General features: G+C 57.7%; 12 protein-coding genes. 4 read left to right on the forward strand and 8 right to left on the reverse strand.

Going from position 1 to position 15,296, the window contains the following annotated elements; all coding sequences use genetic code 11:
• Positions 1–266 precede the first annotated feature (266 nt).
• The 5 genes from narI to GJV78_RS07080 all read right to left on the reverse strand — a co-directional run bounded on the left by narI (position 267) and on the right by GJV78_RS07080 (position 8,370).
• Positions 267–947, reverse strand: a complete 681-nt coding sequence (gene narI / locus GJV78_RS07060; RefSeq protein ID WP_155107659.1) for a respiratory nitrate reductase subunit gamma — start codon at positions 945–947, stop codon at positions 267–269.
• Positions 944–1,639, reverse strand: coding sequence for a nitrate reductase molybdenum cofactor assembly chaperone (gene narW, locus GJV78_RS07065; protein ID WP_155107660.1), 696 nt, complete (start codon positions 1,637–1,639; stop codon positions 944–946). The genes narI and narW overlap by 4 nt, the downstream gene beginning before the upstream one ends.
• Positions 1,639–3,183 carry a nitrate reductase subunit beta gene (gene narH / locus GJV78_RS07070; RefSeq protein ID WP_155107661.1) on the reverse strand — a complete coding sequence of 515 codons (1,545 nt, stop codon included), beginning with the start codon at positions 3,181–3,183 and terminating at the stop codon, positions 1,639–1,641. The genes narW and narH overlap by 1 nt, the downstream gene beginning before the upstream one ends.
• Positions 3,180–6,920, reverse strand: a complete 3,741-nt coding sequence (locus GJV78_RS07075) for a nitrate reductase subunit alpha (RefSeq protein WP_155107662.1) — start codon at positions 6,918–6,920, stop codon at positions 3,180–3,182. The genes narH and GJV78_RS07075 overlap by 4 nt, the downstream gene beginning before the upstream one ends.
• A gap of 64 nt (positions 6,921–6,984) precedes the next feature.
• Positions 6,985–8,370, reverse strand: coding sequence for a NarK family nitrate/nitrite MFS transporter (locus tag GJV78_RS07080; RefSeq protein ID WP_155107663.1), 1,386 nt, complete (start codon positions 8,368–8,370; stop codon positions 6,985–6,987).
• 416 nt (positions 8,371–8,786) lie between these two features.
• Between GJV78_RS07080 and GJV78_RS07085 the strand changes: the two genes are divergently transcribed.
• From GJV78_RS07085 to GJV78_RS24005, 3 genes are read left to right on the forward strand one after another with little or no spacing between them, the layout of a single operon-like run.
• Positions 8,787–9,122: a hypothetical protein gene (locus GJV78_RS07085; protein WP_155107664.1), complete on the forward strand. Its 336-nt coding sequence runs from the start codon at positions 8,787–8,789 to the stop codon at positions 9,120–9,122.
• Complete coding sequence (locus GJV78_RS23540) at positions 9,116–9,478, forward strand: hypothetical protein (RefSeq protein ID WP_269140456.1); 363 nt, start codon at positions 9,116–9,118, stop codon at positions 9,476–9,478. Before GJV78_RS07085 ends, GJV78_RS23540 begins: the two co-directional genes overlap by 7 nt.
• 7 nt (positions 9,479–9,485) lie before the next feature.
• Complete coding sequence (locus GJV78_RS24005; protein ID WP_330998789.1) at positions 9,486–10,220, forward strand: T6SS immunity protein Tli4 family protein; 735 nt, start codon at positions 9,486–9,488, stop codon at positions 10,218–10,220.
• Positions 10,221–10,378: 158 nt separating this feature from the next.
• Here GJV78_RS24005 and GJV78_RS07095 read toward each other — a convergent pair whose 3' ends face one another.
• A complete protein-coding gene (locus tag GJV78_RS07095; protein WP_155107665.1) occupies positions 10,379–10,963 on the reverse strand; it encodes a TetR family transcriptional regulator in 585 nt (194 codons plus the stop codon).
• A gap of 120 nt (positions 10,964–11,083) precedes the next feature.
• On the opposite strand from GJV78_RS07095, the gene GJV78_RS07100 reads away from it, so the two are divergent.
• Positions 11,084–12,571, forward strand: coding sequence for an MFS transporter (locus tag GJV78_RS07100; RefSeq protein ID WP_155107666.1), 1,488 nt, complete (start codon positions 11,084–11,086; stop codon positions 12,569–12,571).
• A gap of 99 nt (positions 12,572–12,670) precedes the next feature.
• Here GJV78_RS07100 and ompC read toward each other — a convergent pair whose 3' ends face one another.
• The gene (gene ompC, locus GJV78_RS07105) at positions 12,671–13,753 is read right to left on the reverse strand and encodes a porin OmpC (RefSeq protein WP_155107667.1); all 1,083 of its coding nucleotides are present in this window, start codon (positions 13,751–13,753) and stop codon (positions 12,671–12,673) included.
• A 475-nt stretch (positions 13,754–14,228) separates the two neighbouring features.
• Positions 14,229–15,110 carry an aromatic amino acid DMT transporter YddG gene (gene yddG, locus GJV78_RS07110; protein ID WP_155107668.1) on the reverse strand — a complete coding sequence of 294 codons (882 nt, stop codon included), beginning with the start codon at positions 15,108–15,110 and terminating at the stop codon, positions 14,229–14,231.
• Between the last annotated feature and the right edge of the window lie 186 nt (positions 15,111–15,296).

Here is a 15,296-nt window from a genome sequence, read left to right on the forward strand (position 1 = left end):
GTCATTCAGGTCCGGGGCAAGGCACGAGCCGTAATTAGTTGGTTATTCCAGATACACGGCGAGTAACGCGGCAACGGAGCTGAATGGCCCCGGCTTTTCTGCGTATCCATTATTACAAATATCCCTTTTCAGCGCTGGACAATCTGCCCGACGCCGTCGGGCTAATCGCAGCACGGCCGGAAAACGATGAGAGGATAACGCGGTGGGTAAGAGGGGATATACCGCAGAACAGGCCCGGCTGGCATTGCGCCGCCGGGCAGCCGGGATTAGCGGCGTGAGCGCACGATCTGGTAGCGCCGGGTAAAGTATTCAAACGGCGCGCTCCAGACGTGCACCAGCCGGGTGAACGGGAACAGCAGGAAGATGGTCATCCCCAGCACCAGGTGGAGCCGGAAGACGAAGGCGACGCCGGTCAGCATCTCCGACGAGCCGCCGCGGAAGGTGACAATGCTCTGCGCCCAGCCGACCAGCTTCATCATCTCGCTGCCGTCCGGATACTGGGCCGAAAACGGGATGGTGCTCAGTCCCAGCAGGCACTGAAGCAGCAGGATGCTCATAATGATGATATCCGGCGTGGTGGAGGTGGCGCGAACCCGCTGGTTGGTCAGGCGACGCCACAGCAGCCCCGCGCCGCCGATCAGGGTCAGCACGCCGCACACCCCGCCGAGGAACATCGCCATCTGCTGCTTCACCGCGATGGGCAGGAACCAGGCGTACATCCAGTGCGGGGTCAGCATACCGAACAGGTGGCCGAAGAAGATCCCCAGAATGCCGATATGGAACAGGTTCGACCAGATCACCATTCCGCGCTTGTCCAGCATCTGGCTGGAGGAGGCGCGCCAGGTGTACTGCCCGTAGTCATAGCGCAGCCAGCTGCCGATAAAAAAGACCGTGGCGCAGATGTAAGGGTAAATGTCGTAAAAAAAGACGTTCAGATAATGCATCATTTCGGGCCTCCCGCGCTGACGTCGACGTACTGAGGCGCAACGTCCTGGCTAAAGCGTCGTTGATAATGTTGAAGCGGCGAGCTGTCGCAGGCCGTGGCGTTATCCTCGATAAACTTCACCTGCTCCTCCTCCCAGACGGCGTCGATGGCCTGGCGGGTATCGTCCCGCGGCTCGCTGCCAACCTGTTTGGTGACACTGTCACTCGTCAGCGAACTGCCCGCCAGCTGGAGCAGGGCGTCAAACAGCCGGTGCCAGGGCACCCCGCGCTGCTTCAGCCGCCCGCCGAGAAGCGCCAGGATCGGTGCCACGTTCTGTAACCCTTCCCGGGCCTCCGCCTCCGGCAGCACGCTCAGATACTCCAGGTAGAGCGGCAGATAGTCCGGCAGCTCCCGGCAGTTCAGCTGCAGCCCCACCTTTTCATACTGCGCCAGCAGATCCACCATCGCCTGGCCGCGATCGCGGGACTCGGCGTGCACGTGCTCGAACAGCAGCAGCGAGGTGGCCCGGCCGCGGTCAAACACCTCGCACCATTCGGCCTGCCTGTCGATGAGCCGGGCACTCAGCAGCCCGTCGGTGAAGTCGCTGAGCATCGGCGCATCGCGGCGGATAAGCCGCCGCGCTTCCTCCTTGTTTTCCCACAGCACCTCGTCGGGATACTCCATCAGCAGGCCGATAATCTTCAGGATCTGCATTATTCTCCCTCCGCCTTATCGCGCACTTCGGTGATGTTGATGGCGTCAATGCGGCTGCTGTTGAACAGGTTGAATTTGCTGTCGGACCCGTGACAGCCGTCGCCGAAGGTAAAGCCGCAGCCGTTGCGCTCCGGGAAGGCGTCGCGGGCCATTTCGCGGTGGCTGGTGGGGATCACAAAGCGATCCTCATAGTTGGCGATGGCGAGATAGCGATACATCTCCTCCACCTGCTCCACGCTCAGGCCCACCTCGTCGATGGCGCGGGTGTCGGTAACCCCCTCCACGGTCTGGGAGCGCATGTAGTGGCGCATCGCCATCATGCGCTTCAGGGCGCGCAGCACCGGGCCGGTGTCGCCGGCGCTCAGCATATTGGCGAGATACTGCACCGGAATACGCAGGCTTTCGATGGCCGGCAGCACGCCCCCAGTCTGCGGCAGTCCGCCGGCGTCGGCATAGGACTGGATCGGCGACAGGGGCGGCACGTACCAGACCATCGGCAGGGTGCGGTACTCCGGGTGCAGCGGCAGGGCCAGCTTCCAGTCCATCGCCATTTTGTACACCGGCGACTTCTGCGCCGCGTCGATGACGTTCTGCGGGATGCCCTGTTTCAGCGCCTCCTCGATAACCGCCGGGTCGTGCGGGTTGAGGAACACGTCGCACTGGCGCTCGTAGAGATCGGTTTCATGCTCGGTGCTGGCGGCCTCCTCGATGCGGTCGGCGTCGTACAGCAGCACGCCGAGGTAGCGGATGCGCCCGACGCAGGTCTCAGAGCAGACGGTCGGCTGGCCGGATTCGATGCGCGGATAACAGAAGATGCACTTTTCCGACTTGCCGCTTTTCCAGTTGAAGTAGATTTTTTTGTACGGGCAGCCGCTGATGCACAGCCGCCAGCCCCGGCATTTGTCCTGGTCGATGAGCACGATGCCGTCCTCTTCGCGCTTGTAGATCGCGCCGCTCGGGCAGGTGGCCACGCAGCTGGGGTTCAGGCAGTGCTCGCACAGGCGCGGCAGGTACATCATAAAGGTGTTTTCGAACTGGCCGTACATCTCCTTCTGCATGGCGTCGAAGTTGCGGTCCCGGGCGCGCTTCTCAAATTCGCCCCCCAGCAGCTCCTCCCAGTTCGGCCCCCAGATCACCTTATCCATCCGCTTGCCGTCGATCAGCGAGCGGGGGCGGGCGGTGGGCAGATGTTCGCCTTCCTTCGCGGTGTGCAGGTGCTGATAGTCGAAGGTGAACGGCTCATAATAGTCGTCAATCTGCGGCACCACCGGGTTGGCGAAGATCTTGGTGATCACGCCCATCTTGCCGCCGAGGCGCGGAGTCAGCTTGCCGCTGGCGCTGCGCACCCAGCCTCCCTGCCACTGGTTCTGATCCTCCCAGTTTTTCGGATAGCCGATGCCGGGCTTGGTCTCAACGTTATTAAACCACGCATATTCCATGCCTTCGCGCCCGGTCCAGACGTTTTTACAGGTCACCGAGCAGGTGTGGCAGCCGATGCATTTATCAAGGTTAAGGACCATGCCAACCTGTGAGCGTATTTTCATTTTTTCCTCTCCTGTACCTGGTCCCGACCTTCATCATCCAGCCAGTTAATGTTTTTCATTTTTCTAATCATGATGAACTCGTCGCGGTTGGAGCCAACGGTGCCGTAATAGTTGAAGCCGTAGGCCAGCTGGGCGTAGCCGCCGATCATATGCGTCGGCTTCGGACAGATGCGGGTGACCGAGTTGTGGATCCCGCCGCGCCGTCCGGTGACTTCGGAGCCGGGTATATTGAGGATGCGCTCCTGGGCGTGATACATCATGGTCATGCCCGGCGGCACGCGCTGGCTGACCACCGCCCGGGCGGTCAGCGCCCCGTTGGCGTTAAACACCTCGATCCAGTCGTTATCCTCAATGCCCAGCTCCCGGGCGTCGGTTTCGCTGATCCAGACAATCGGCCCGCCGCGCGACAGGGTCTGCATCAGCAGGTTTTCGCTGTAGGTGGAGTGGATGCCCCATTTCTGGTGCGGCGTCAGGAAGTTCAGCGCCTTCTCCGGGAAGCCGTTGGGCGGGATCGCGCGCATTTCGCTGACGCTGCGGGTGTCGATAGGCGGGCGGTACACCACCAGGCTTTCGCCAAAGTCGCGCATCCACTGATGATCCTGATACAGCTGCTGGCGGCCGGAGAGGGTGCGCCAGGGGATTAGCTCGTGCACGTTGGTATAGCCGGCGTTATAGGAGACGTGCTCGCTCTCCAGACCGGACCAGGTGGGGCTGGAGATGATTTTGCGCGGCTGGGCCTGGATATCCCGGAAGCGGATCTTCTCATCCTCTTTATTGATGGCCAGATGAGCGTGTTCGCGGCCGGTAATTTCACTGAGCGCTTCCCACGCCTTCACCGCCACCTGGCCGTTGGTTTCCGGGGCCAGGGTAAGGATCACCTCCGAGGCATCCAGCGCCGAATCTATCAGCGGACGCCCCTTTGCCGGGCCTTCACGTTTGGTGTAGTTGAGCTTGCCGAGGAAGTCGACCTCCGCTTCGGTGTTCCAGTTTATGCCCTTATTGCCGTTACCGAGCTTGTCCAGCAGCGGGCCAAGCGAGGTGAAGCGCTCCCAGGTTTCTGGATAATTACGCTCCACCACCACGATGTTGGGCGCGGTTTTGCCGGGGATCAGATCGCACTCGCCCTTGCGCCAGTCAAGAATATCAAACGGCTGCGACAGCTCCGCCGGAGAGTCGTGCAGCAGCGGCTGCAGCACCACGTCGCTCTCCTGGCCAAGGTGACCGACGCAGACCTCAGAAAAGACCTTCGCAATGCCCTTGTAGATTTCCCAGTCGCTTTTTGACTCCCAGGCCGGGTCCACCGCCGCCGACAGCGGGTGAATAAAGGGATGCATATCCGAGGTGTTCATATCGTCTTTTTCGTACCAGGTGGCGGTTGGCAGAACGATATCGGAGAACAGGCAGGTGCTGGACATGCGGAAGTCGAGGGTCACCAGCAGATCGAGCTTGCCTTCAATAGCCGCCGTCTGCCACTCAACCTCTTCCGGCTTCACGCCTTCGCTGGAGCCGAGCGCCTCCCCCTGAATTCCGCTTTCGACGCCCAGCAGGTACTTGAGCATATACTCATGACCCTTGCCGGAGGAGCCGAGCAGGTTGGAACGCCAGATGAACAGATTGCGCGGGTGGTTGTTGCCCCCGTCCGGCTGCTCGCAGGCAAAGCGGATATCGCCGGACTTCAGCGCCCCGGCGACATAATCGGCCGGCGTCATTCCGGCCTGCCCGGCGCGGGCCTTCAGGGTCAGGGGGTTGACGTTAAGCTGCGGCGCGGAGGGGAGCCAGCCCATCCGTTCGGCGCGAACGTTAAAGTCGATCAGGTGGCCGCTATACTTTGACGGGTCCGCCAGCGGCGAAAGCAGCTCCCCGGCGGTCAGCTTCTCATAGCGCCACTGGCTGGAGTGGTTATAGAAGAATGAGGTGCTGTTCATATGGCGCGGCGGGCGGTTCCAGTCCAGGGCGAAGGCCAGCGGCAGCCAGCCGTTCAACGGACGCAGCTTCTCCTGGCCCACGTAGTGCGCCCAGCCGCCGCCGCTCTGGCCGACGCAGCCGCAGAACACCAGCATGTTAATCATTCCCCGATAGTTCATATCCATGTGATACCAGTGGTTCACCCCGGCACCGAGAATGATCATCGAGCGGCCGTGGGTTTTGTGGGCGGTATCGGCAAACTCCCTGGCGATGGTTTCGATATGGTGGCGCGGCACGCCGGTGATCTGCTCGGCCCAGGCCGGAGTGTAGGCCTTCACGTCGGCATAATCAGCGGCGGCGTGCTCATCATTAAGACCGCGATCCAGCCCGTAGTTGGCCAGCACCAGGTCGTAAACGCTGACCACCGGACGCTGGCTGCCGTCGGCCAGGGTCAGATGCTTGACCGGCAATCGGCGCACCAGCACCGGCTCCTGCTTCACGCTGCGGAAGTTAGGGTTCTCGTTGCCGCCGAAGTAGGGGAAGGCCACCCCGACCACCTCGTCATGCTGGCCGAGCAGGCTGAGCGTCAGCTCGGTCTCTGCGCCCGCCGCCAGCGGCTCCAGGTTCCATTTGCCTTTTTCACCCCAGCGAAAGCCGATGGAGCCGTTCGGTACCACCGGCTCGCCGGCACCGTTCAACGCCACGGTTTTCCATTGCGGATTGTTGGCCTCGCCCAGCCCGTCCACCAGGTCGGAGGCGCGCAGCATCCTGCCCGGCACAAAGCTGCCGTCTTCTCGCGGGTCCAGCAGGACCAGCATCGGCATGTCGGAATAGCGGCGGCAGTAGTTGAGGAAGTAGTCGCTGGGCTTATCGAGATGAAACTCTTTTAAGATCACGTGGCCCATCGCCATGGCCAGCGCGCTGTCGGTGCCCTGTTTCGGTGCCAGCCACTGATCGCACAGCTTGGCGACTTCCGAATAGTCCGGGGTAATGGCGATGGTTTTGGTGCCCTTATAGCGCACCTCGGTAAAGAAGTGGGCGTCCGGGGTGCGGGTCTGGGGCACGTTGGAGCCCCAGGCGATAATGTAGCTGGAGTTGTACCAGTCGGCGGATTCCGGCACGTCGGTCTGCTCGCCCCAGGTCTGTGGGGAAGAGGGCGGCAGGTCGCAGTACCAGTCGTAGAAGCTCAGGCAGGTGCCGCCGATCAGCGAAAGATAGCGGGTGCCCGCGGCGTAGGAGACCATCGACATCGCCGGGATAGGCGAGAAGCCAGCCACGCGATCCGGGCCGTAGGTTTTGATGGTCCAGACGTTGGCGGCGGCGATCAGCTGGTTCAGCTCTTTCCAGCTGGAGCGAATAAATCCGCCGTGGCCGCGCACCCGCTTATAGCTGCGGCACTTCTCCGGGTCGCTCATGATCGACGCCCAGGCCAGCACCGGATCGCCGTGCTGCGCCAGCGCCTCGCGCCACAGCTCAATCAGGCGACGGCGCACCAGCGGGTATTTCAGGCGGTTGGCGCTGTAAAGATACCAGGAGTAGCTGGCACCGCGCGGGCAGCCGCGCGGTTCCTGGTTCGGCAGGTCCGGGCGGGTGCGCGGGTAGTCCGTCTGCTGGGTCTCCCAGGTCACCAGGCCATTTTTCACATAAATCTTCCAGCTGCAGGAGCCGGTACAGTTTACCCCGTGGGTAGAGCGAACGATCTTATCGAACTGCCAGCGCTGGCGGTAGCTGTCCTCCCAGTCGCGGTTCGAGTGCATGACCTGGCCGTGCCCGTCTGCAAAGGTATCGCCCTTTTGTTTAAAATAGCGGAAGCGATCCAGTAGTTTACTCATGACATTTCTCCTGCTCCGTTAATCTTCTCCGCGAGCCGGGCGCTCTGCGGGCACAATGTTGTTGTTATTTTTGTGGCTTACGCCGTCCATAAACCAGCCAGGTCACCAGGACGCATACGATGTAAAACACCAGAAAAATTTTCATCGCGCCCACCGGCGAGCCGGTAAGGGCCAGCGAAGAGCCAAAGGCTTTAGGAATAAAGAAACCGCCCACCGCGCCGATGGCCGAAATAAAGCCCAGCGCCGCGGCGGTATCGGTTACCGCTTCGTGCTGGGCCTCTTCATCTGTGCCGCCGCGCAGTTTCACCCGATAGCTGGTGATCTGACGAAAGATGACGGCGATCATCTGGAAGGTGGAGCCGCTACCCAGCCCCGCGGTCAGAAACAGCCCCATAAAGATCAGGTAGAAGGCCATAAAGCTGCCGGAACCGGAGCCGGGGAGAGTCAGAAACAGCAGGGCGGTGAACAGCGCCATAAAAATGAAGTTGATCAGGGTTACCCGGACGCCGCCGAACTTATCGGAAAGCGCACCGCCCGCCGAACGCGCCAGCGCGCCGATAAACGGCCCGAAGAAGGCCAGTTGCAGAATGTTAACGTCCGGAAACTGGGTTTTCGCCAGCATGGCGAAGCCGGCGGAAAAACCGATGAACGAGCCAAAGGTGGAAAGATAAAGCAGGCTGAGCAGCCACAGGTGCAGACGCTTCAGCACCGGCAGCTGCGAGGCAATGGAGGCCTTTGAGCTGGCGATGTCGTTCATCCCCGTCCACGCGGCGAGGGTGGCGATAAGCAGCAGCGGCACCCAGATCCACGCCGCGTTGCTCAGGTACAGCAGCGAGCCGTCCGGCTGCGCCACCCCGTCTGCGCCGAGAAAGGTGAACAGCGGCAGGAAGATCACCAGCGGTGCGGCCAGCTGCATCACGCTGACGCCGAGGTTGCCCAGCCCACCGTTAATACCTAATGCGCTGCCCTGTCTGGCCTTAGGGAAGAAAAAGCTGATATTGCCCATGCTGGAGGCGAAATTGGCCCCGGCAAAGCCGCACAGCAGCGCAATAATGATAAATACGCCATAGGGGGTGGCGGTATTCTGCACCGCAAAGCCGAGCCAGACGCAGGGGACGATCAGGATCACGGTGCTTAATACCGTCCAGCGGCGTCCGCCGAATAGTGGCACCATAAAAGAGTAAGGCACACGTAATATTGCGCCGGAAAGGGAAGGTAACGCCGTTAATAAGAAAAGTTGATCGGTGGTGAAATTAAAACCAATTTTATTCAGGTTGACGGCGACGGCGCTGAACAGCATCCAGACGCAGAAGGCGAGAAGCAGACAATATACTGATATCCATAAATTTTTTCTGGCAATGTGTTTACCTTTGTTCTCCCAGAAGGCGGGGTTCTCCGGCTTCCAGTCATTCAAAAGATAACGATTGTTTTTCTCATTTTGTGGCGACATATTACCCTCGCATGCCCATATTGTTCTTAAAAATTGCTTAATCGCAGCAAGGGCGAAGCCCTTACAGAATTTATTAATTTTTGTCAGTGATAGTGAGTGAAAGGATAGATAAAAAAGCGTATCCCGACGGAGGGTAAGAGGGTTTAAGCTGGGGTTAATTGTTACCAATTGTAACGTTAAGGCGGAAATTTTGTTAACAAACAGCGGGCGTCGACCTTTAACGGAGCGGTAACACCCGGTAAACCTGGCGCGCCTGCTCTGTCGGAGATGAGCGGATCTTAACCGGAAAGGGTGGCCGCAGGAGAGGAAGACTGATACAGGTATTCACAAGAGGAAAACTGGAAACATCGCCGACAGGGCCATAAATATTTATAAAATAACTATCACCCGTAGCCAACACACATGCAGCCTGAAGTATGGCGGGTTTTATTAATACGATAACCTGGACGATTTATCTTAAACGTTTCGACGTGTTAATCCTCGAAAATTCACGTTACGCTGTGCTTCCTTTTAACCGTACAACCCTGTTTAAACTGGTCTCTTCCGGCACGCCGGGTGACGGAACCGTACCGGTGGAGTCATTGCGGGCTATACGCCGTTCTGCGGTGCTAAAAAGCGCGCTGGCGGTCAACGTGGAACATCAGGGGGCATATAATGTGGACAGCCTGAGGGATATTGATAATCGGCCGGCGGTGCGCTTTACGCTGAGGGCGATAGTAAAAATGGTGCAGGAGGTGCCAGCATCATGGTGAATAAGATAACCGTTCAATTTAGCCTGACGCATCTTATTATTGCGGCGGGCCTGTTGTGTATCAGCCCGGAGCCTCAGGCAACAGTAACATCACTCAAGGAGACAGCCGTGACAGAGAATCTGTTTTCCCGGACCAAGCCCCAGTGCATAGGCCGATATCTGATAGATGTACCGGAGTCATTTAATAATCAGCGCAGGGATATGGTATTTATTGATGAATTTAAAATAGAGAGTAAACCACAGTATCGCCCGGCGTTCGAGCAACGTGTACAGCGCAGAGAGAAAGAACTTATTGAAGCTATAAATAAACCGGGAAATAAACTACAGAAAAGAGAAACTTTCTCTTGCGGAGAGTAAAGGTATCATTTTTGATCGCAATGAATTAGGCTCTGATGATTCTTTTAGAATGCTTGAGGCCCATGTTCATTTGGATGGAATAAGTTTTATCATTAGCACAAAAATATTAGATCTTTCTGCGGGTAAATATATTAATGAAAGAAGTGATTATATTAATGCCGGCTTTACAGAAGCGCAAACGAACGAAAAACCCACAAAACTTGCCGCGCTTAAATCACTTATTTCCCGCCTGAGCGGCAGGCAGGATGAAGATATACCGACAGGCAAAGGGTTGTGTATACCAAACGGTTTTATTCGGGATGATGGCTATAAGCATAAGGAGCAGGTTACCTTCACCTACGAAAATGATGATTTTTTGTTTAAACTTTTTATGGATAATACGGAGACGGCTTCTGATGATACGTTATTCAATCGTAGCGGTGCGATTAACGAAGCCCTCCGCTTATCCGGTGAATGGCATACAATCAGTAAAAAAGCATTATCACCGGGAGGTATTCCCGCACAGGAGTGGCTGTTCGGTGGCAAACATAATATGGATAACCCCATTACCGGTGAGGAGGAAGAGGTGGCGGCTTACCACTTTATTCTTTACGCCAATGAGGCCGTCGCTTCACCGACCCGGCCGTGGCTATCGGTGGGGCTGAATAATGATTATAAGAACAGCGCTTACGACCAGACTAAGATGATTGAAATCTGGGACCGGCTGGTGGGCACATTGCGCTACCGACCGGGGGCGTTCTGAATCAGCGCAACCCGTTTCACCGCGCGGCGTTGGGGCGCAGTTCTCGTATTACAGAAAGGAGGCCGCGCCGCTGGAAAACGCCTCCCGTCAGGTGGTCTCTCCCGGAGCACAGCGCCTCCTTTCTACCTGGCAGACAAAACGTAACGCCTGGCGGTTCCTTAGCGTCGGGCGCATAGCTCCAGCTCAATCTGCTGAGTCAGATGCTGCTCAAAGGCGGCTTCGGATATTTCCGCCATGCCGAGCGCGTACATCCCGTCAAGGCCGCACACCAGCGCAATCAGCCGCCAGGCTATCTCTGCGGCCTCGCGGTGCCGGACAAATTCTCCCGCCGCGCATCCGCCGTTAATAATGGCCACCGTCTCCTCATGCCACATGCGCATCGTCAGCAGATAGGCGTTTTTCAGATCCGCATCCTTATCAGCGAGGATCTGCGCTTCGCGCCACAGCCGGATATAGGGCTCAAAGCCGCCGTCATCGCTGCCGAGCATGGCGTGCAGTCGCCTGCGCCAGCTGGCGCTCTCCACCCTTTTCTGGGCATCAAACAGGACGCGGATCAGACGGATAAAGGCCTGCGACTTCAGCTCGCCGCTGGAAGCGAAGTGGTGGTGCACCTGACCGGCGGCAACCTGCGCCTCACCGGCGATATTGCGGACCGTCATGCCGGCGAATCCCTCCGCCAGCGCCACGCGCATCGCCGCCTGCAGGATCGTCTCCCGGCGCTGCTCTTTATGCAGATAGCTCATCGAATCTCCTCCGCGTTCTGGTGGCGGGCAGTGTAACAAAAAAATTGGACATGCGTTCAATTTTGCGTAGGATCGCCAAATCTGGACGAGCGTCCAGTTTTCAGAGAAAAAGGAAAAACGATGTTTCGTCAGTGGTTAACGTTAATTATCATTGTGCTGGTCTATATCCCCGTGGCGATAGATGCCACGGTACTGCACGTCGCCGCGCCTACGCTGAGCCTGGCGCTGGGAACCAGCGGCAACGCCCTGCTGTGGATCATTGATATTTACTCGCTGGTGATGGCCGGAATGGTGCTGCCGATGGGGGCGCTGGGGGACCGTATCGGTTTTAAACGGCTGCTGCTGCTGGGCAGCGGGCTGTTTGGCCTGGCCTCGCTTGCCGCCGCCCTGGCCCAGGACGCCGGCTGGCTGATCGCCGCCCGCGCGCTGCTGGCGGTTGGCGCAGCGATGATCGTCCCGGCGACGCTGGCCGGGATCCGCGTAACGTTCTCAGAAGCCCGGCACCGTAATATGGCGCTGGGCATCTGGGCGGCGGTAGGATCGGGCGGGGCGGCGTTCGGCCCGCTGGCTGGCGGAATACTGCTGGAGCACTTTTACTGGGGGGCTGTTTTTTTAATCAATGTGCCGATCGTGCTGATGGTGATGGCGCTGACCGCGCGCTTCGTTCCCCCACAGGCAACTCACCGCGAGCGCTCGCTGAATCTCAGCCACGCGCTGCTGCTGGTTGTCGCCATCCTGCTGCTGGTGTTCGGCGCTAAAACGGTGCTGAAGGGCCACTCCGACGCCGGCGTTCTTGCGCTGACGCCGATCGTCGGCGCGCTGCTGCTGGGGCTGTTCATTCGCCTCCAGCTGGCGGCGGAGCAGCCGCTGGTTGACCTGCGCCTCTTTACCCATCGCACTATTCTGAGCGGAGCCATAATGGCCATGACTGCCATGATTGCCCTCGTCGGCTTTGAGCTGCTGATGGCCCAGGAGCTGCAGTTCGTTCACGGCATGACGCCGTACCAGGCGGGGCTGTTTATGCTGCCCGTCATGCTGGCCAGCGGCTTCAGCGGTCCGCTGGCGGGTATGCTGGTATCGCGGCTGGGGCTGCGTATCGTCGCCGCCGGAGGCATGGCCCTGAGTGCCCTGAGCTTTTACGGCCTGGCGATGACCGACTTCAGCACCCGGCAATGGCAGGCGTGGTCGCTGATGGCGCTGCTGGGCTTCAGCGCCGCCAGCGCGCTGCTGGCCTCGACCTCGGCGATTATGTCCTCCGCGCCAAAAGAGAAGGCCGCTGCGGCCGGCGCTATTGAAACCATGGCCTATGAGCTGGGTGCCGGGCTGGGGATCGCTATCTTCGGCCTGCTGCTCAGCCGCAGCTTCTCGGCGTCAATCGCGCTGCCGGACGGGCTGACCGGGTCGGAGGCCGCGCGCGCCTCCTCATCAATCGGGGAAGCGATGCAGCTGGCGCAGACCCTGGTTCCCTCCGACGGTGAGATGCTGCTTGCGGCGGCAAGGCAGGCGTTTATCTGGTCACACAGCGTGGTGTTAAGCAGCGCCGGCAGTATGCTGATCCTGTTGGCCGCGGGCGTGTGGTTCAGTCTGCGAAAGGCGAATCAGGGATGATTAATGCGAGGGCGGTCGGGGGCAGCGCGGTGATTCTGAGGCGGATAATAAAAAAAAGCCAGCCCAAAGGGCTGGCTTCTGGTCATGCAGAGCGCTTCATCAGAACTGGTAGGTCAGGCCAACAGCAACGATGTTGTCGGTGCTGATGCCAGCAGCTTTGGTAAAGTCGCTGTCGTCGACCAGGTTGATTTTGTAATCAACGTAGGTGGACATGTTTTTGTTGAAGTAGTAGCTTGCGCCCACTTCGATGTACTCAACCAGATCCTGGTTGCCATAGACGCCCAGGTCTTTACCGCGGGATTTCAGGTAAGCGATGGACGGACGCAGGCCGAAGTCGAACTGATACTGCGCTACGGCTTCGAAGTTCTGCGTTTTGTTAGCAATGTAATCGTTGCCGAAGACGGTCATGTTGTTGGCTTCAGAGTAGGTCGCCGCCAGGTAGATGTTGTTCGCGTCATATTTCAGACCGGTAGCCCACATTTCTGCGGTTTTACCTGCAGCGTACAGCCCGGAGTTGCTTCCTGCTGCAACCTGGTCGTCAGTACGGTCAGATTTGGTATAGGCAGCGGCAACACCGAAACCTTCATACTCGTAGGTGGAGGAGATACCGAAGCCGTCGCCGTTGGACTTATGCAGATCGCGCTTATATTCGTTTTTACTCTGATACTGCAGGGCAAAGTTCAGGCCGTCTACCAGACCAAAGAAGTCGGTGTTACGGTAGGTTGCCACACCGGTGGTGCGCTGAGTCATGAACGCATCGCCCTGGGTCCAGGTGTCGCCGCCGAACTCAGGCAGAACGTCGGTCCACGCGCCGACATCGTAGGCAACGCCGTAGTTACGGCCGTAGTCCAGAGAACCATACTGGTCGAATTTCAGACCGGCAAAGGCCAGACGGGTCTTGTTGCCGCGGGTTCCGTTGGCTTCGTCGTTGTTGCCTTTGAATTCATATTCCCACTGGCCGAAACCGGTCAGCTGGTCGTTGATTTGAGTTTCACCTTTGAAGCCCAGACGCGCGTAAGTTTTGTCGCCGTCGTCGCTTTTGCTATCGGAGAAGTAGTGAAGGGCGGTAACCTTACCGTACAGGTCCAGTTTGTTACCGTCTTTGTTATAAATCTCGGCCGCGTTTACTGCGCCTGCTGCCAACAGGGAAGTGACTGCCACTGCAACTAAATTAAGTTTCATTTTATTAACCCTTATAATTTTCTATATGTATTCCTCAACCATGGTTAAACGAGGCGCTAACCAATGGCTTGGCTATTTGTAGAATAGGCAGTAGTACAAATTCAATCATCAGTTCAATAAAATGACGGTTTATTTAGCATAGTGTGATCCAGATCGACATTATTGCGCACTAAAAACTAATTACATTTAGGTATCTTCTAAGAAGTAATCTTTTCATAAGGTACTATGTGTGCGGGCATGGTTTACCTGATGGTAGTTTCAGTGGTAACTATATACAGAAATATAGTTACTAATAATCGCAAATATCATCTTTTATGAACATCAAATAATATTCATGAAGCTTATAATTAACATTGCGGCAATATTAATTCCCCGCCGGCAGGGTAACGAAAAAGGGCGTCAGCGCGGCTGAAAACCAGGTCGGTGTCAGGAAAAGCGGCCTGCGCCTGCGAATATGGCAGACGCGGCTCACGCTCTATCTGCGGCGGGTTGCCAGCCAGCAGAGCAGGGAGCCAGTGCAGACCATGATCGCCCCCTGCCAAAAGGAAAAAGAGAGCGGCGTGCTTAACAGTACCGCCGCCAGGGCAGACGACAGCACCGGCGTAAAGTAGGAGCCTACCGCCATTGCGGTCACGTTGCCGTGGAGAATGCCGATATTCCAGGCGGCATAGGCTAATCCTAAGGTTAACGCCGCAGAAAGCAGCTTAATAATAACCGGCGTGCTGAACGTCATTTCCGGCTGCGGAAAAATAAAATAGTCGACCCACAGGATAGCGGCCGTCATGAGAACAAACAGCGTAATGCCATTGTAGCCGCGGGCATATTTATGGGTGACCGTACAGTAGGTAGCCCAGATAAAAGCGCCGATAAACGCCAGCAGATAGCTTACAGGCCGACTGGAAATATTGCTGATAATTTCAGCAATATTAAGCCCGTCATCGCCGCCCAGCACCCAGCAAACGCCGGTCAGCGCCAGCATTAAACCGGGAATAATAAGCCAGGACGCTTTTTGGCCGCTAAAAAAAATGGCAAACAGAATAGTCAGGCTGGGCCACAGGTAATTCACCATCCCCACCTGAATGGCCTGCTGGCGGGAGCCCGCCAGGCCCAGCGACAGCGCCAGGCAAATTTCATAGCTGGCAAAAAGCAGGCATCCGCCGATTAAATAACCTTTCGGAAAACGCCGAATATCGGGAAAGCCAACCGTAAATATCAGCAGCACGCCGCTAAGGGAAAAAATGGCCGCCGCGCCGCCCGTTGGCCCCAGCCCCTCGCTGACGCCCCGAATCAGACCAACCATCGTGCTCCACAACATAATCGCCGTCAGGCCGATGAGCGTGGCTTTTTTTGTGGTCATGAAGTGCGCGCATCCCGTTATTTGTCGTACAAAGAAACTGAAATGTATAGCATCTTTTAGCGAAACGTCGACCGGAAATTAGCGAAAAAAAGTACCACCTAAGGAGTAGTTCAGACTGATAAAAGGGACTAGTTCAGGCGGGAACCGTTTCGTTATTGATTTGACGCAATAAATGCCCGGACGGTG

The sequence above is a fragment of the Intestinirhabdus alba genome, assembly GCF_009711095.1.
Lineage (GTDB): Bacteria > Pseudomonadota > Gammaproteobacteria > Enterobacterales > Enterobacteriaceae > Intestinirhabdus > Intestinirhabdus alba.